The following is a 16,022-nucleotide window of genomic DNA, read 5'->3' as shown; positions in this document are numbered from 1 at the left end:
GGCGACGGAGCGACCATCGGTTATCTGTTCACCAGAACGTGATCTGTAAAATAGAACACATTCTCCGCCCTCCGCAAGGTTTTCCGTCACGGGAGGGGCCCTGCCGGTGATCTGCTTGACAGAATTTGTTCTGCTCAACAGAATATCGAAGACCTGTACTCGACCGCTGCCGCGGTGCGGGTCCCGCGCGGCCCGCCGGCCGCGCCGCAGGTCGACGACGGCTAGGCGAAAGGTCGCAGCACATGACTCCTTCCGGGGACCCCCACACCACCTCGGCCGATCCTTTGGACGCGGACGTCCTGATCGTGGGGTACGGCCCGGTCGGTCAGGGCCTGGCCGCCCTGCTCGGCGGGGCGGGACACCGTGTCATCGTGTCCGAACGGCGTGCCGGTCGTTACGAGACGCCGCGTGCCGGTCACTTCGACCACGAGATCATGCGAATCTTCCAGGCGATGGGCGCCGCCGACGCGGTCGGCCGTATCGCCGATCCCGCGCGCCTGTACGCGTTCCTCGACCCCGGCGGGGAGGTGCTCGCCCGGCTCCCGCGGGATTGGGACGCTCCGTCCGGGTGGGAGGCGTCATATCACTTCTACCAGCCCGAACTCGAGGAAGTCGTCGACGCGGCGATCCATGAGATTCCCACGGTGGACCTCCGCTTCGGTGACGCCGTCGTCGATCTCCGGCAACACCACGACCGCGTTGCGGTGACCATGGCCAGCGGTACGGTCGTCACCGCTCGCTATGTGGTCGGCGCGGATGGCGCGAACAGTACGGTGCGGGCTCTGTGCGATATCGGCACCGAGGACCTGGGCTTCCGTGGGGACTGGCTGGTTGCCGATATCCGCCCGAAGCCCGGTGCCCCCGTGCTCGACATTCCGCACACGGGACAGGTCTTGAACCCCGAGCGGCCGAATCATATGGGCCGGGTTGCCCAGCGATACTTCCGGTGGGAGTTCATGCTCGTGGACGGCGATGACCCCGCGGAGATGGCGACCCCGGAAAATGTGTGGAAGCTGGTGCGGCCGTGGATCGGGCCGGACGCGGGCGAGCTTATCCGGCAGACCGTCTACCAGTTCAGATCCATAGTGGCGGAGACGTTCCGCGCCGGATCGGTCCTGCTGGCGGGCGATGCCGCGCACGTTATGCCGCCGTTTCTGGGACAGGGCATGAGCTCCGGTATTCGCGACGCCGCGACGCTCGCCTGGATTCTCGACCTGATCGTGAGCGGGGCCGCGGACCCACGGCTCCTGGATCTGTACACCGCCTCGCGCCGGCCGCAGGTCCTGGCATATATCGAGGAGTCGATCCGGATCGGGACCGTCGTCTGCGAGACCGATCCGGTACGCGCGGCGCAACGCCGCGAGACCATGCGGTCCGCGACCGAACTGCCACCGCCGTTCCAGCCGCCGGTCGGCGCGGGTTTCCGCGCCGGGGACCCGCTGGCCGGTCACCTCGGTGTCCAGCCCCTGCTGCGCACCGCGGAGGGCAGGTCCCGCCGCTCCGACGACATCCTCGGCACCGGGTTCACCCTCTTCAGCCTTGCCGAACTCGATACTGCCGCGGCCGCGGCGGTCGCCGAGCTGGAGAGCTCGATCGGCCTGCGATCGGTGGTCGTGAATTCGCCCTACGGGCTCTATGAGGACGGCGATACATTGAGCCGGTGGATGAAGGAGGCCGGCGTCATCGCGGTGCTGGTGCGCCCGGACTTCTATGTCCTCGGTTCGGCGTCCGAGCTCGCCCGGGTGCCGGGACTTCTCGCCTCGCTGCGACCGGCACTGTCGCTGACCCGGTAGCCGTCGCCCTGGGGGCGGTCGCTAGCTCAGCGCCGCGCTGAGCCGGTCGGTCGCCTCGAGCAACGCCTGGGCATGGCCGGCCAGCTCGTCTTCGGTCAGCCGGAACGACGGCCCGGAGATGCTGATGGCGGCGCGGACATTGCCTGCCGCATCGAGAACAGGGGCTGCGATGGCATGCAGACCCGGTTCGCTCTCGCCGAGGTTCACCGCGTAACCCTGCCGGCCGACGGTCTCGAGTGCTTCTTCGAGCTTGCGCCGGCTGGTGATCGCTTCGGCCGTGCCGCCCTGAATGCGGCTCCCCGGATATCGTTCGCGAAGCTCTTCGCGGGTCAGCGATGCCAGCAGCACCTTGCCTGCCGCCGACGCGTGCGCGGGCGCCCGGTCTCCGGTCCGTTCCGCGGCACGGATCGCGAATCGCCCCTCGACACCGTCCAGGAACACGATCGTCGTGCCGTCGAGCACGATCAGGTGCGCCGTTTCGCCGATATCGTGGCAGAGCCGCTCGAGTGTGGGCCGCACCTCGGCCCGCAGATCGTTCGCGCCGATAACCGCGATACCGAGCTGTACGAGCTGAGGGCCCGCGGCATAGCCGCGCGTCGTGGGGTCCTGGCGCAGCAGCCCCTGGGATTGCAGGGTTGTCAGCATGCGGTGGGCGCTGGACCGGGCGATGCCCAGCTCCGAGGCGACCTCGGCCACGCGGAGAACGCGCCGGCCGCGCAGCATCAGCAGGACCCGGGCAGCGTTCTCCACCGATTCGATCGGGTAGCCGGCCAGCGCCGCCATCGGTGCCCTCCATGGATGTCGAGACGAAGACCACGCCCGGTGGCGGTCGCACCCTATCACGGACCGGGCGAAATCATTCTGTTGTGCAGAACAATGTATGCCCAGCGCGTCGACCATTGTTCTATTGACAAGAACCGCGTCTGCTGAACAGAATGGGTCGCAGATCGCGGTCGTCGACCGCTCATCGCTGAAAAGGATTCGCTCCATGTACGCGTACACCGACATCCCGCGCCCGAAGGTCGCGGAGCTCGGCCACGTCGGCATCCGCTGCCTCGACGTGGACAGGCAACTCGCGTTCTACACCGAGGTACTCGGGCTGGTCGTCACCGATCACGACCCCGCACTCGGTAACTACTTCCTCTCCGCCCGTCCCGACGACGAGCACCACGAGCTTCTGCTGGCGAAGGGGCGCGACGTACCCCGCGAGGGCCGCTTGATCCAGCAGATCTCGTTCCGTTGCGAGACGTTCGATGATCTCCTCGGGCTGTACCGCCGGCTGCGGGAGCACCGGACCGAGTTCGACATGATCGTGTCCCACGGCAACGCCGTGGGTGTGTATTTCTTCGACCCCGAAGGCAATCGGGCCGAGGTGTATTGGCGGACCGGTCTGGTGGCGCGCCAGCCGTTCGTCGAGACCATCGATATCGAGACCCCGGCCGCGGAGCTCATGGCCGCCATCCGTGCCTCGGTGGACAAGTACGGAACCGCTGGGTTCACCGAAGAGAGCTATGAGCGGTGGACCCACGACCAAGCGGGTCCGAAGGACGCTGTCACGAAAGGGAATGTCGCCGAATGAAGTTCGCTCGATTCGCTCGCACCGACGGTGCGGTCCAGGTCGGGGTCGTCGTCGAAACCGGCTTCCGAGTCCTCCACGGCTACAACGACCTCCTTCCGCTCATCGAATCCGGGGAGGCAGCCCTGCTGGCGGCCGGACGCGAGGCCGCGGCTTCCGGCGCGGAAGTCGATCCCACGGACGTGCGCATCCTCTCGCCGCTGGAGACGCCCCCCACCTTCCGCGACTGCTACGCCTTCGAACAGCACGTCCGGGCCGGCCGCGCCTGGCGTGGGCTCGAAATGGACCCCACCTGGTACGAAATTCCCGTCTTCTACTTCTCCAATCCGTACGCGTTCCGCGGCGATGGGGAGATCCCCATGACCCCGGGAGCCACCAAGTTCGACTTCGAGCTCGAGGTGGCGGCGGTTGTCGGCAAGGCGGGCGCCAACCTGACCGTCGAGGAAGCGGCCGATCACATCGTCGGCTACTGCGTCCTCAACGATTGGAGCGGCCGCGACGTGCAGCAGCGCGAGATGACATTGTCCATGGGCCCGGTCAAGGGTAAGGACACTGCCACCGGACTGGGGCCCTACCTGGTGACCGCCGACGAGCTCGCTCCGTTCGCCGCGGGCAACGGCTTCGACAGGGCCATGACGCTGACGGTCAACGGCCGCCTCTATACCGAGGCCAACTGGTCCGATGTCCACTGGTCGTTCCCGCAGATGATCTCGTATGCCTCGCGCGGAACCGAGGTCCGGCCGGGAGATGTCATCGGGTCGGGCACCTGCGGTACGGGCTGCATCCTCGAGTTGTCCCGAACCCACAGCGAAGAGGCCTATCCGTGGCTGAAGGAGGGCGACGAGATCGTCGCCACCATCGAAGGGCTCGGAAGTCTTCGCAATACGATCGTCGCCGCCGATCCCGTCCATCCGCTCGACCGAGGCTGATTCCGGTCCGGCCTCTCGACTATCGGAGCCTCATGACCGAGATCAGCGAAAAACCCCGGGAACCGGCAGACGCGGTCAAGACGCGAGCCGCGCTCCTGCGCTCCATGACGCCGACCCGCATGCTCGACTACGGCATGGATCATTGGGACGCGGCCCAACTCACCGGCGCACCGGCCACGCAGGCCTGGGACGATACCGCGGCCGCGCTCGCCGAAGCTCAGCTCGCCCGCGCCGCGTCCGCTGTCGGACAGGGCAATATCGAGACGGCGGTCGACTGTTACCGGTGGGCGGTGGCGGCACTGGTCGCCGCCCAGATGGCCCACAACTACGACAACGCCGCCAAGCGCGCTCTGTACGGCCGGCTGTCGCAGGCCTACCAGGACGCGGCCCATCTCGACACCGACCTGTGCGTCGAACGACTGGCGATCCCCCACAGGTCGAGCCACTGCATCGCATGGTTCGTTCGTCCTCGCACGGATCACCCGACCCCGACGGTCATTATCGTGGGAGGTCAGAGTGGGTGGGGGCCGGCATACCACCGGCAGGCCGCAGCCCTGGCCCGGCGGGGGCTGTCCGCCGTCCTGCTCGAGGCTCCCGGCCAGGGCGAAACCCGGATCTTCAACGGTCTGTACCTCGACGAGCATGCGGATGGGGCCTTCAGCGCGACGCTCGACGCTGTGCGCGAACGCACAGGTTTCACCGGCCCGGCCGGAGTGTGGGGCAACAGCTTCGGCGGATTGATCGCCGCGCGCGCCGCCCTCCACGACAGCCGCTTCGGCGCATGCTGTGTCAACGGCGCACCCTCGCGCCCGGAACCCGCGCCGTTCCGTACTGCCGGCGAGCAGTCCCGAGCCCTGCTCGGTGTCGGAAGCGACGAGGAGGTCGCCGCCATCTTCCGTACGCTCTGGATCGACCCGGCGGTCGACCGCACCTCAGCGGCGGTGCTCGTGCTACACGGCGAGGCCGACCCGCTGATCACATTGGACCAGCAGCGCGCCTTTCTCGACCTGTCGGCCGATTCGACACTGCGAGTGTGGGAGGACGGCGAGCACACCATCTACAACCATTCCGCCGAACGCACGGATTTCGTGGCCGACTGGTTCCGCCATCGGCTCAGCGCACTGTCCGCGTAGGACACCCGGTTATGCGGAAGTGATATTCTCCTGCAGTGGAATCGCCGATCAACCCGCAGGTCGGCGACGTTCTCTATCTCATGGCCACGGTCGAGCGGGCCGAGGGACTCACCGAATCCCAGCTGTCCGGGCTGTCGGTCGGCAGCGCCGCCCTGGTACGCGGCGATATGCCCGCCGCGCTGGCCGGTTTCGATATCGTGCTCGCCGCGCCCGACCTCACCGAGAAGACCCGTGACCAGGTCGCCGCGCTGCGGTTGCTGACCGTGACACTGCTCGGCGATCCGGCCGGCCGCGCCCCGGATCCCGCCGAGGAGGCGGGCGGGCCGGCGCTGCGCGCCGTCACCCTGTGCCTGCGTGCCGACCGGCGCTGGCGGGCCGGTGAACTCGCCGAGGCGCTGTGGCAGAACCAGCTGGCCGAGAACGTCGCGGCCGAGGCCGGGCCGGTATGGCACGTCTACACCCGGCTGATGTCGGCGAAACGGCTGGTCGATATGCGGGTGACCGCCCGGGCCGCCGATCTCGTCGCCCGGGTCCGCGAGGAGCAGGATCGGTACGGCCTGCACGCCTTCGAGTCCATCCCGGCCGCGCTCGACGCCGCGCTGTGCCTGCAGCGCGACGAACCCGAGGCCGCGTTGCGCTGCGCCGCCGCCGCGATCGAATACGCCCGGCGGCACCGGACCACCGTCGCGGTCCCGCGAGCGCTGGCGGTCTCCGCGCTCGCCCGCCTCCGGCTCGGGGATATCGGCGGGGCCGCCGAGCAGCTGCGCCGGATGCGCGAGCTGCCGGATTACTTCGTGCTGCCCGATACCGTGGCCCGCGCCGCCCTGATCGAGATCGCGATCGCCGCGCGCGGGTCCGATCCGGACGCCGCGGCCGGTCTGGTGCGCGCCGGCCGGCCGGTGATCGAGGCCGAACCGGCCTCCTTCCTGGAGGACCCCACGACGGCGGGCGTCCTGACCGCTACCGCCGTGCGCGCGGGCGATACCGCCACGGCCCGGCTCGTCGTCGCGGCCATCGAGGCCCTGGCGCAACGGAACCCGGGGATCTCCCTGCTCTACGACGCCGCCCGCTACGCTCGCGCCGTTCTCCACGGCGACGCGCACGCCCTGGCGCACCTACTCGATTCCGCCTCCGACCCCTACCTGTTGCGTCATCTCCGGGCGGAGGCCGGTGCGGCGCCCGCGCAGTCGCGTCCGGGCGGCGCACCAGCCGCCGCGTCTCCCGTCCATCTTCCGCCGGTGATCGGTTCCGGCGGCGCGCTCTACGCCGAACTCACCGACCGGGAACACGAGGTCGCGGGACTGGTCGGCCGGGGGATGACCAACCGTCAGGTGGCGCGCGAGGTCGGGATCACCGAGCACACCGTGAATTTCCATCTCCGCAAGATCTACCGGAAACTCGATATCTCCTCACGCGCCGAACTGATACGCCGAATAGCCAGTTCCGACTGAACGCCGCGGCGCTACCCGTTCTGCTACTACCAATTTTGGTAGTCCCCATTCACATTGCGCGGCAATATGATTCGAATATGGGCAGCGGAGCCTGATCACGATCCGAAACCTATTCGAACAAGGAAGCGGAGGGTTGGGTGAACGACTTCTGGGAGCGGGCGCAGCTCATACGCGAATCAATTCGCGAAGATCTCGAGAATCTGGATGCGAAGAAAACCGATGCCGCCACCGGAGACGATATGGTCTCCCGGCTGATCGCCCTGGGCTGGAGCGGGGTCGGTATTCCGCGGCAGTGGGGTGGGCAGGGCAAGGGCACCCTCGCGCGGCTGGTGGCGATCGAGGAGGCCGCCCGTAAGGATGCCGCGCTGGGTGCGAGCCTGTCCGCGGCGACACTGGGCGCGGGCCTGTTACTGGAGTTCGGCGACGAGCGGCAGCGCGCCCGCTGGCTCCCGCAACTGGCCCGCGGCCAGGACATCATGACGATCTGCATGACCGAGGCCGATTCCGGATCGCATCTGCTGGGGATGGGCACCACCGCGGTCCGCGACGGTGACCACTGGATCGTCAACGGCCGCAAATGGTTCATCGGCAACTCCCATATCGCCACCCTGCACGGGGTGATCGCGCGGACCTCGCCCGGAGCGCACTCCGGTGCGCTGAGCGCGTTCGTGGTGGAGGCCGGCACCCCCGGCTGCTCGGCCGGGATCGAACACGATCTCGCCGGACTGCGGGGATTCAGCCTGGGCGAGGTCGTCTTCGAGGACTGCCGGATACCGGCGGGCAACATGATAGGAGGGGAGGGCGAGGGGCTCGGCTACGCGCACGCGGTGGTGACCAGGCACGGAAAGCCGAATATCGGTTCGGTGGCGCTGGGTCTGGCCACCGCGGCACTGGACCGGGCACGCGAATACAGCCGGAACAGGGTGCTCTACGACGCGCCGCTGGCCGGGCTGGACAGTGTGCAACGCCGCCTCGCCGATATGTTCGCCGGTATCTACAGCAGCCGGCTGGCGCTGTATCACGCGGCGTCCCGCCTCGATGCCGGGCATCGGCACGATGTCGGCTTCATCATCGGAAAACTGCAGGCCAGCGAAACCGCCGTGCACTGCGCGACCGCGGCCGTCGAGCTCATGGGCGCCCGCGGCTGCCATCCCGGTATCGGCGCGGTGCAACTGCTCGACGACGCGCTCATGACGCTGGCGCCGTCGGGAACCTCCGATGTCATCCGGAAACGGCTGGCCGAGTTCGCGCTCGGCGTCAACCGGCCGGCCCCGGAAAGCGCCCCGGTCTGATACCGGCGCGTGCCCTCCGAATTTCTCTTCCCTATTACGACAGGAGCTTCTGCTGTGCGTGACATTCTGACCGTGGGCGACGTCCAGGAAATGACCTATACGGTGCCCGAGAACAAAACGGTGCCGCATCTGTATCCCGAATCCGAGGATTACCGCATCATGCCGGAGGTTTTCGCCACCGGTTTCATGGTGGGCCTGCTGGAGTGGTCGGCGATCCTCGCGCTGCGCCCGGTGCTCGAAGAGGGCGAGGGCAGCCTCGGCACGATGGTGAACATCCTGCACAGCGCACCGACCCCGCCCGGCGCCCGGCTCACCGTCACCGCGCGCTGCGTCCGGGTGGACAAGAACTACGTCGAATGGGAGGTCGAGGCCCGCGACGACGAGGGGGATGTGGCGGCCAAGGGCACCCACGGCCGGCACGTGATCGACACCGGGCGATTCCTCGCACGCGTCGCCGCCAAGGCCGAACGCCTGGTCCCGGTCAGCGCGTCGTGACCACCGCCGCCGTATCCACCGCCGACCGGACCGCGCACGGATGGTCGGTGGGTACGGCGGTCCTCGCGACGGTATGGGCGCTGCTGTGGGCGGGTGCGTTCCTCGCCACCCAGATCGCGTTGCGGCACGCGGGTCCGGCCGCGGTCGTGGGCGCGCGCTGCGTACTGGCGGGGCTGGTCCTGCTCACGCTCCGGATACATCTGGTGCGCACCCTGGCGCCGCGCTCGCTCCTCGCACTCGGCCTGCTGGGGCTGCTCAACAACATCGGATATCTGCTGGTGATGGCCTGGGCGCTCCCGCATCTGTCGGTGGGAATGGCCGCCGTCCTCTCGGCGTGCACTCCGCTGCTGGTGCAACTCGGGTCGGCCGCGCTGGGACAGGGGCGGCTCTCCGGCGTCCGGCTGCTCGGCCTGCTCCTCGGGTTCGGCGGCATCGTGGTCTCCGCGCTCGACCGGCTCGGGGCGGGGGTGATCACCGGTGCCGGGATCGCCGCCGGGGCGGTCGCGGTGGGATTCCTCGTGGTGGCCACCGTCTGCACCCCGCGCCTGGTCGGCGATATCGACCCCTATCTGGCCACCGGCTGGCAGGCGCTGGTCGCCGGGGTGCCGATGGTCGTGTTCGCGGTGGCCTCCGGCGACACCGTGGATTTCGGACCCGCGCCGGCCGTCGCGGTGCTGTTCCTGGCCCTGGGCGCCTCGGTGATCGGGATGAGCCTGTGGCTGCTGCTGATCCGGCGGGCCGGACCGGCGGGCGCCAGTGTCGCCCAGTTCATGCCGCCGCTGTTCGGGGTCGCGCTCGGGGCGCTGGTCCTCGGAGAGGCGGTCACCGCCGTCGAAATCGCCGCCGTGATCCCCGTGGCGGCCGGAATCGTCCTGGCCACCCGGCGGCCCGCCGCTTCATCGGGGCGTCCCGACGCCGTGCGACCGACAACCGGGCGGACCACGCCCGGTGCCCGACAAGATCGTTACCGACAGACCCAGGAGTCGTCATGAGAGACGCAGTGATCGTCGAAGCCGTCCGCACCCCTATCGGCAAAGGCAAGGCCACCGGAGCGCTGCACGGCGTCCATCCGGTCGACCTGCTCGCCCACAGCCTGCGAGAACTGGTGGAACGCACCGGTATCGACCCGGCGCTGATCGACGATGTGATCGGTGGCGTGGTCACTCAGGCCGGCGAGCAGTCGGTCAATATGAGCCGCCGGGCCGCGCTGGCCGCCGGCTACCCGGAATCGGTCCCCGCGACCACCGTCGACCGGCAGTGCGGGAGCAGCCAGCAGGCGATCCATTTCGCGGCCCAGGGCGTGATCGCGGGCGCCTACGACTGGGTGGTGGCGGCCGGGGTGGAGTCGATGAGCCGGGTGCCGATGGGCGCCAGTGTGCTCGGCGCCGACCTGGACGGATCCGATTTCCCGAAGCGCTATCCCGAACCGCTGGTATCGCAGGGAATCAGCGCGGAACTCATCGCCGCCCGCTGGAATCTGACCCGCGGTGAGGTCGACGAGTTCGCGGCCGTGAGCCACGAGAAGGCGGCCCGGGCCACCAAGGACGGCGCCTTCGATGCCCAGCTGGCCCCGATCGCGGGCCTGGCCACCGACGAGGGCATCCGCACCGGGACCACCGCGGAGACCCTGGCCGGGCTGCGCCCCGCCTTCCACAGCCCGCAACTCGCCGATCGCTTCCCCGAGATCGGCTGGAACGTCACCGCCGCCAATGCCAGCCAGATCAGTGACGGCAGTGCCGCGGTGCTCATCACGACCAGCGAGAACGCCGCGCGGCTCGGGCTGCGGCCGCTGGCCCGCCTGCACAGTTTCGCGGTGGCCGGTGACGATCCGCTGCTGATGCTCATCGCGGTGATCCCGGCGACCCGCAAGGTGCTGTCGCGCGCGGGTCTCGATATCTCCGATATCGACCTCTTCGAGGTGAACGAGGCCTTCGCGTCGGTAGTGCTCGCCTGGGCGCGCGACGTTCGGGCCGAGCTGTCCCGGGTGAACGTGCACGGCGGCGCGATCGCCCTCGGCCACCCCCTGGGGGCGTCCGGAGCCCGCCTGGCGACCACCCTGGTGCACGCCCTGCGTGATCGCGGCGCCCGCTACGGCCTGCAGACCATGTGCGAGGCCGGCGGTCTGGCCAACGCCACCGTCTACGAACGACTCTGAGCCGCGAACGTCTGAGCTGCGAACGTCGCCGAAAACGCCGCATCGGGCCGGGTGTGGCGAGTACAACCGGAACAGGGCCGAATCCGCCGGAGTATGAGGACCACGCGTATGAACGACCAGCACAGCCCATCGCGGGACGGATTTCCGCGGGCGGCCGAGATGACACCCGGATGGCACGCCGAGCGCACACCGGACCGCCCGGCCGTGATCATGGCCGAAAGCGGGCAGGTCGTGACCTACCGCGAACTGGAACAACGTTCGATCCGCGGCGCCCGCGCCCTGCGGGCCCGCGGATTGCGCACCGGCGACCATCTCGCGATCCTGATGGAGAACAACGCGGCGAATCTGGAGATCGCCTGGGCGGCGCAGCGGTCGGGTCTGTACTACACCGCCGTCAACTGGCACCTCACCGCCGGTGAGGTGCAGTACATCCTCGACGACTGCGGCGCGACCGCGCTGATAGCGGGGGAGTCGGTGGCCGGGGTCGTCGCGGACCTGGACCTCACCCGGATCCCGGTGCGGATCGCGGGAGCCGGTGAGCTGCCGGGTTTCGAACGCTACGAGGACGTGCTGGCCGCCGAATCGGCGGAGCCGCTCGGCGCCGAGGAATGCGAAGGCCGGGAGATGCTGTACTCCTCGGGTACCACCGGACGGCCCAAGGGGATCCGCAAACCGCTACCGGCCACACCGCTGGGCGATCCGTCCGCCGCGCCGGTGCAGATCGCCCGCGGGCTGCTGGTGAGCGGCGATACCGAGGGCGCGGTGTATCTGTCGCCCGCGCCCCTCTATCACGGTGCGCCGCTGGTGTTCTCCATGTCCTGGCACCGGCTCGGCGCCACCGTGGTGGTGATGGAACGGTTCGAGCCGCGGTTGTGCCTGGAGCTGATCGAACGGCACGGTGTCACCCACACCCAGATGGTGCCGACCATGTTCGTGCGCCTGCTGCGCCTGCCCGCCGCCGACCGCGCGCGCTACGACACCTCCAGCCTGGTGGACGTGGTCCATTCGGCCGCGCCGTGCCCGGTCGCGATCAAACAGCAGATGCTGGACTGGTGGGGGCCCATCATCTCCGAGTACTACTCGGGCACCGAGGATGTGGGCAACACCTATATCACCGCCCGGGAATGGCTCGACCATCCCGGATCGGTGGGCCGGCCGGCGCAGGAATGCCATATCGTCGGCGAGGACGGCGCCGAACTCCCCGCCGGTGCGGTCGGAGTGGTGTATTTCGACGGCGGCCGCCCGTTCGAATACCACCACGACCCCGGCAAAACCGCGTCCGTGGTGCATCCGAAGGGCTGGCGCACACTGGGCGATATGGGGTATCTGGACGCCGACGGCTATCTCTACCTCACCGATCGCCAGGCCCATATGATCATCTCCGGCGGAGTGAACATCTATCCGCAGGAAGCCGAGAACACCCTGGCCGCCCACCCCGCCGTCGCCGATGTGGCGGTGATCGGGGTACCGGACGCGGAAATGGGGGAGTCGGTCAAGGCCGTGGTGCAGCCGGTCGACCCGGCCGCCGCGAACGCCGGGCTGGCCGCCGAACTCATCGCCTGCTGCCGGGCGGAACTCGCCGGTTACAAATGCCCCCGCACGGTCGATTTCGTGGACGAACTGCCGCGCGACCCGAGCGGGAAGCTGTACAAGCGGCAGCTGCGGCAGCGGTACTGGCGCGACCACGACAACCTCATCGTCTGAGCCCGAGGTCGTCGCCGCGCACGGGCTCGTTCGTGGCACCGCCGCGTCGGTGGGCGGGTGTAGCCTGCGGCTTCAGCGGTTGTCGGGAGTTCGGGAGGCTACGGTGCGGCTCGGCCGGGATCAGGTGTTCGCGTGGCGGCTCGAACGTCAATTCGTCTCGCGGGTGGCGAGCGGCGGGGCGGCCGAGGTGGCCGGGCGGCTGGCCGGGGTGCAGGCGCAGGTGACGTCGGCGGCGGAGATGGCGGTGGCGCTCCGGAGCGCGGCGCCCGAGCCGGGCGCCGTCGCCGGCGCCCTCGAGCAGGGTGTGCTGATCAAGACCTGGGCCATGCGCGGCACGCTGCACGCCATGCTGCCGAGCGACGCGGCGGCGGTGCTGCCGCTCATGGCGGCGACCCGGATCTGGGAGAAACCCTCGTGGCAGAAGACGTTCGGCGCGACGCCCGCCGAGGTCGCCGCGCTCACCGAGGCGGTCGGCGGCATCCTGGCCGATGCGGTGCTCACCCGGGAGGAACTGGTGGCGGCGCTGCTCGCCGATCGCGCGTTCCACCGGATGGGGGAGGAGTTGCGTTCGGGCTGGGGTGCGCTGCTGAAGCCTCTTGCCTGGCAAGGGGCGCTGTGCCACGGCCCACCGCGCGGCACCAAGGTCACGTTCACCGCGCCGCGGCGGGCCGTGCCCGGCTGGACCGGCCTCGCCGATGTGGACGCGGCCGCGACCACCGCGATCACCGCCTATCTCGGCGCGTACGGTCCGGCCACACCGGAGGTGTTCGACGCCTGGCTGACCCGGAGCAGCCTGCGCAAGACCCTCGTGCGCGGATGGTTCGGCGAGATGGGTGACGCGCTCACGCCCGTCGATATCGACGGGCGCCCCGGCTACGCCCTCACCGAACACCTCGACGCGCTCGCCGCCACGAAACCCGATGACGCGGTCTACCTGATCGGCCCGTTCGATCAGTACGTGCTCGGCCCCACCACCGCCGATACCGACCTGCTCCCGAAACAGCACCGCTCCGCCGTCAGCCGTACAGCCGGGTGGATCGCGCCGGTGGTCGTGGTGAACGGCCGCATCGTGGGCACCTGGGAACTCGACGGCGCCGAGGTCGCGATCGCGATGTTCGACGAGGCACCGCTGCCGGAGAGACTGGATGCGGCCGTGGCGCGCGTGGCGGCGGCCGCCGGCCTGGAGAAGGTGAGCGTGCGGGCGGTGTGAGGGTGGTGTCGCCGGGCCGGGGCCTACGCCTCGGAATTCAGCGGCGCCCGGGACGGGACGCCGTTCGCTTGTCGGGTGCCGGAACGTTCACGAGATCTATGTCGAATACTGCCGGAGCCGTACCGCATTCGGCGATCATCCGGATCGCCTCCTTGCGTATCGCCTGTTCGTCGAGGACAATCCTCGTCACGCCGAACGCTGGTGCGGTGATGAGCCACCGGGCGCCGTCACAGCTCACCCTCACCTCGAAGCGCATGCTCTCCCCTTTGTCATTGTCACCGACCCCATGGGCCGTGCCGACGCGAAAGCACCGGGCGCGGCAGCCGATTCGACGTTAAGGAGCCGATACCCGCCAAGGCGAGCAGTGAGCACAAGTTTGCACAGATGCCGTTTCGTGTGCGACCCGAGTAAACAGTGGGGTGCATGATGGACCCGGTACGGGAAAACTCGTGCTCATCTTCGGAACAGGGGTCGAACAATGCAGTTGGCGTTCCTCGGCAAAGGCGGTTCGGATCTGGGTGGCTGCCCGAGCCTCTACACCACCGATCAGGAGAGCTATCTGGTCCAGGGCTGGGAGACGGAAAGACCGGAAACCATCGAAATCCCTCATCTGCTGGTCGGATACGTCGAGCCCGATACTTTCATCGGCGCCACGATGACCGATACCGGGCGGGGTACCTTCACACTCACCGGTCGTCCCGTCGCCGAGCGCGAGGTCCTGGCGCAGCTCGAACTCGCGCCGAACGAAACCGCGATCGAAGTCCCGAAAACTCGAAGGACGTTCTACGGTGCTCTACCTTCCGCATGAACCGCCGGACTGGGCCGCATTGCTCCGTGACTGTGACCTCGAGGCCTTCCACCTCGAGGTCCGCGACGACTACGCCGTTCCCACCGAGTCGGACCGGTACCGCCGGTTCCTGGAGGGGCGGCCCCTCCGGCCCGACGCCTACAAGGACCGGTGGAACACCCTGATCAGGGCGACGATCGCCCGGGGGGTGACGGTCCGGAGGGTGCGGGTGGTCACCGTCCCGCACACCACCTACCACCGGTGGCTGCTCTCGGTGACCGATACCAATACCGAGGCGGGTGAGGATATCCGCTACGTTCCCCGGCATCTGGCCGGGGACGTCCCGCCCGACGACTGGTGGCTGATCGACAACGAGCGCGTCGTCTACAACCTGGTCGACGTGTGCGGGAGCCCCGCCGGGCTGGCGATCACCACGGACCCGGAGATCGCCGGGCACTGCCGGACCGTGAAAGAGCGGCTCTGGGAGCTCGCGACGCCCTACCCGGAGTACGCAAGACGATGACCGACGTACACGACGCGCGGGAAGCGCTCGGAGCCAGACTCCGCGAGGTCCGCCGCACCGCCGGGCTCACCAACCGCCGGCTCGCGCAATTGGCCGGCTGGCACGAGTCCAAGGTCAGCAAAATCGAATTCGCCCGGATCAGGCCCTCCGACGACGATGTCCGCGCCTACTGCCGGCACTGCGACGCCGACGATCAGCTCCCCGATCTGCTGGCCACCGCGCACACCATCGAAACCGCCTATCTGGAGTGGCAGAAGGTCCTCGGGACCGGCCTGAAACGCCGCCAGCAGAAATCGCTGAAGCTCGAAGCGGCCTCCACCCATATCCGTGATTTCCAGCCGCAGATCATTCCCGGCCTGCTGCAGACCGCCGAATACGCCGAGGCGAAGCTGCGCCGGGGTATCGAATTCCATCGCATACCCGGCGATATCGAGGAAGCCGTCGCGAAACGGATGGAGCGCCAGCAGGTCCTGTACAAACGCGACCATCGGTTCCACTTCCTGATCGCCGAGCAGGCGCTGTACACCACGGTCGGCGACGATGCGGTGATGATCGGCCAGCTCGACCGCCTGTCCTCCATCCTGGGTATGCCCCGGGTGACCCTCGGTGTGATCCCGTCCACCGCCGAGGCGCTGGTGGTTTCCACGAATTTCGCGATGTTCGACAACCGGCTGGTCATGGTGGAGGGGACGGCGGCCGAACTCACCATCACCCAGCCGCGCGAGATCGACGTCTACGGCCGCGCGTTCGACACCCTGGCCGAGCAGTCGGTGACGGGTGCGGGGGCGCGCGGGCTGATCCAGGCGGCATCGCGGGCCCGGGGTGCGGAGGTCGGCGGCAGGTGATCCTTCGAAGGCCCCGTGAGCTGGGGATCTTCGATACCGAGAAGTGTGCTCTGGACGCGCCCTGGGGCCATAAAGTTCGATAAAATAAACTAAGATCTAATCAAACTTAGATTCGATCTAACATTATGG

General features: G+C 68.7%; 16 protein-coding genes. 14 read left to right on the top strand and 2 right to left on the bottom strand.

The window, feature by feature from the left end; genetic code table 11:
• Window positions 1-242 precede the first annotated feature (242 nt).
• On the top strand, window positions 243-1,793 hold the full coding sequence (locus ACZ6SF_RS28100; protein WP_466066015.1) for a bifunctional 3-(3-hydroxy-phenyl)propionate/3-hydroxycinnamic acid hydroxylase: 1,551 nt from the start codon (window positions 243-245) through the stop codon (window positions 1,791-1,793).
• A gap of 21 nt (window positions 1,794-1,814) precedes the next feature.
• On the opposite strand, the gene ACZ6SF_RS28095 is transcribed toward ACZ6SF_RS28100, so the two are convergent.
• On the bottom strand, window positions 1,815-2,576 hold the full coding sequence (locus tag ACZ6SF_RS28095; RefSeq protein WP_466066013.1) for an IclR family transcriptional regulator: 762 nt from the start codon (window positions 2,574-2,576) through the stop codon (window positions 1,815-1,817).
• A 205-nt stretch (window positions 2,577-2,781) separates the two neighbouring features.
• Between ACZ6SF_RS28095 and ACZ6SF_RS28090 the strand changes: the two genes are divergently transcribed.
• The 10 genes from ACZ6SF_RS28090 to ACZ6SF_RS28045 all read left to right on the top strand — a co-directional run bounded on the left by ACZ6SF_RS28090 (window position 2,782) and on the right by ACZ6SF_RS28045 (window position 13,738).
• Window positions 2,782-3,372, top strand: a complete 591-nt coding sequence (locus tag ACZ6SF_RS28090) for a VOC family protein (protein ID WP_466066011.1) — start codon at window positions 2,782-2,784, stop codon at window positions 3,370-3,372.
• Entirely contained in the window at window positions 3,369-4,298 is a 930-nt protein-coding gene (locus ACZ6SF_RS28085; RefSeq protein WP_466066009.1) for a fumarylacetoacetate hydrolase family protein, read from the top strand. Before ACZ6SF_RS28090 ends, ACZ6SF_RS28085 begins: the two co-directional genes overlap by 4 nt.
• Window positions 4,299-4,330: 32 nt before the next feature.
• The gene (locus tag ACZ6SF_RS28080) at window positions 4,331-5,431 is read left to right on the top strand and encodes an alpha/beta hydrolase family protein (protein ID WP_466066007.1); all 1,101 of its coding nucleotides are present in this window, start codon (window positions 4,331-4,333) and stop codon (window positions 5,429-5,431) included.
• 35 nt (window positions 5,432-5,466) lie between these two features.
• On the top strand, window positions 5,467-6,882 hold the full coding sequence (locus ACZ6SF_RS28075; protein WP_466066006.1) for a LuxR C-terminal-related transcriptional regulator: 1,416 nt from the start codon (window positions 5,467-5,469) through the stop codon (window positions 6,880-6,882).
• Between the two features lie 137 nt (window positions 6,883-7,019).
• Window positions 7,020-8,174, top strand: a complete 1,155-nt coding sequence (locus ACZ6SF_RS28070; RefSeq protein WP_466066004.1) for an acyl-CoA dehydrogenase family protein — start codon at window positions 7,020-7,022, stop codon at window positions 8,172-8,174.
• 54 nt (window positions 8,175-8,228) lie between these two features.
• Complete coding sequence (locus ACZ6SF_RS28065) at window positions 8,229-8,669, top strand: thioesterase family protein (protein ID WP_466066003.1); 441 nt, start codon at window positions 8,229-8,231, stop codon at window positions 8,667-8,669.
• The gene (locus tag ACZ6SF_RS28060) at window positions 8,666-9,661 is read left to right on the top strand and encodes a DMT family transporter (protein WP_466066001.1); all 996 of its coding nucleotides are present in this window, start codon (window positions 8,666-8,668) and stop codon (window positions 9,659-9,661) included. Before ACZ6SF_RS28065 ends, ACZ6SF_RS28060 begins: the two co-directional genes overlap by 4 nt.
• Window positions 9,658-10,824: a thiolase family protein gene (locus tag ACZ6SF_RS28055; RefSeq protein WP_466066000.1), complete on the top strand. Its 1,167-nt coding sequence runs from the start codon at window positions 9,658-9,660 to the stop codon at window positions 10,822-10,824. Before ACZ6SF_RS28060 ends, ACZ6SF_RS28055 begins: the two co-directional genes overlap by 4 nt.
• Before the next feature lie 159 nt (window positions 10,825-10,983).
• Complete coding sequence (locus ACZ6SF_RS28050) at window positions 10,984-12,528, top strand: acyl-CoA synthetase (RefSeq protein ID WP_466066166.1); 1,545 nt, start codon at window positions 10,984-10,986, stop codon at window positions 12,526-12,528.
• A 103-nt stretch (window positions 12,529-12,631) separates the two neighbouring features.
• The gene (locus ACZ6SF_RS28045; protein WP_466065998.1) at window positions 12,632-13,738 is read left to right on the top strand and encodes a winged helix DNA-binding domain-containing protein; all 1,107 of its coding nucleotides are present in this window, start codon (window positions 12,632-12,634) and stop codon (window positions 13,736-13,738) included.
• A gap of 37 nt (window positions 13,739-13,775) precedes the next feature.
• Here ACZ6SF_RS28045 and ACZ6SF_RS28040 read toward each other — a convergent pair whose 3' ends face one another.
• Window positions 13,776-13,994, bottom strand: coding sequence for a hypothetical protein (locus ACZ6SF_RS28040; RefSeq protein WP_466065996.1), 219 nt, complete (start codon window positions 13,992-13,994; stop codon window positions 13,776-13,778).
• A gap of 222 nt (window positions 13,995-14,216) precedes the next feature.
• Here ACZ6SF_RS28040 and ACZ6SF_RS28035 point away from each other — a divergent pair, with 222 nt between their 5' ends.
• From ACZ6SF_RS28035 to ACZ6SF_RS28025, 3 genes are read left to right on the top strand one after another with little or no spacing between them, the layout of a single operon-like run.
• Complete coding sequence (locus tag ACZ6SF_RS28035; protein WP_466065994.1) at window positions 14,217-14,546, top strand: hypothetical protein; 330 nt, start codon at window positions 14,217-14,219, stop codon at window positions 14,544-14,546.
• Window positions 14,527-15,048 carry a DUF6879 family protein gene (locus tag ACZ6SF_RS28030; protein WP_466065992.1) on the top strand — a complete coding sequence of 174 codons (522 nt, stop codon included), beginning with the start codon at window positions 14,527-14,529 and terminating at the stop codon, window positions 15,046-15,048. Before ACZ6SF_RS28035 ends, ACZ6SF_RS28030 begins: the two co-directional genes overlap by 20 nt.
• Window positions 15,045-15,893, top strand: coding sequence for a helix-turn-helix domain-containing protein (locus tag ACZ6SF_RS28025; RefSeq protein WP_466065990.1), 849 nt, complete (start codon window positions 15,045-15,047; stop codon window positions 15,891-15,893). The genes ACZ6SF_RS28030 and ACZ6SF_RS28025 overlap by 4 nt, the downstream gene beginning before the upstream one ends.
• The last annotated feature ends 129 nt before the right edge of the window (window positions 15,894-16,022 follow it).

The sequence above is a fragment of the Nocardia sp. NPDC049935 genome (assembly GCF_055586645.1).
Note: the sequence above shows the minus strand (reverse complement) of the source record. Positions and strands in the feature narration are given on the sequence as shown.

Excerpts from the sequence above, each read along its gene's own strand:
- ACZ6SF_RS28040 (WP_466065996.1), bottom strand. The coding sequence starts at position 13,994 with ATGCGCTTCGAGGTGAGGGTGAGCTGTGACGGCGCCCGGTGGCTCATC.
- ACZ6SF_RS28095 (WP_466066013.1), bottom strand. The coding sequence starts at position 2,576 with ATGGCGGCGCTGGCCGGCTACCCGATCGAATCGGTGGAGAACGCTGCC.
- ACZ6SF_RS28025 (WP_466065990.1), top strand. The coding sequence starts at position 15,045 with ATGACCGACGTACACGACGCGCGGGAAGCGCTCGGAGCCAGACTCCGC.
- ACZ6SF_RS28055 (WP_466066000.1), top strand. The coding sequence starts at position 9,658 with ATGAGAGACGCAGTGATCGTCGAAGCCGTCCGCACCCCTATCGGCAAA.
- ACZ6SF_RS28090 (WP_466066011.1), top strand. The coding sequence starts at position 2,782 with ATGTACGCGTACACCGACATCCCGCGCCCGAAGGTCGCGGAGCTCGGC.
- ACZ6SF_RS28100 (WP_466066015.1), top strand. The coding sequence starts at position 243 with ATGACTCCTTCCGGGGACCCCCACACCACCTCGGCCGATCCTTTGGAC.
- ACZ6SF_RS28035 (WP_466065994.1), top strand. The coding sequence starts at position 14,217 with ATGCAGTTGGCGTTCCTCGGCAAAGGCGGTTCGGATCTGGGTGGCTGC.
- ACZ6SF_RS28080 (WP_466066007.1), top strand. The coding sequence starts at position 4,331 with ATGACCGAGATCAGCGAAAAACCCCGGGAACCGGCAGACGCGGTCAAG.
- ACZ6SF_RS28085 (WP_466066009.1), top strand. The coding sequence starts at position 3,369 with ATGAAGTTCGCTCGATTCGCTCGCACCGACGGTGCGGTCCAGGTCGGG.
- ACZ6SF_RS28050 (WP_466066166.1), top strand. The coding sequence starts at position 10,984 with ATGACACCCGGATGGCACGCCGAGCGCACACCGGACCGCCCGGCCGTG.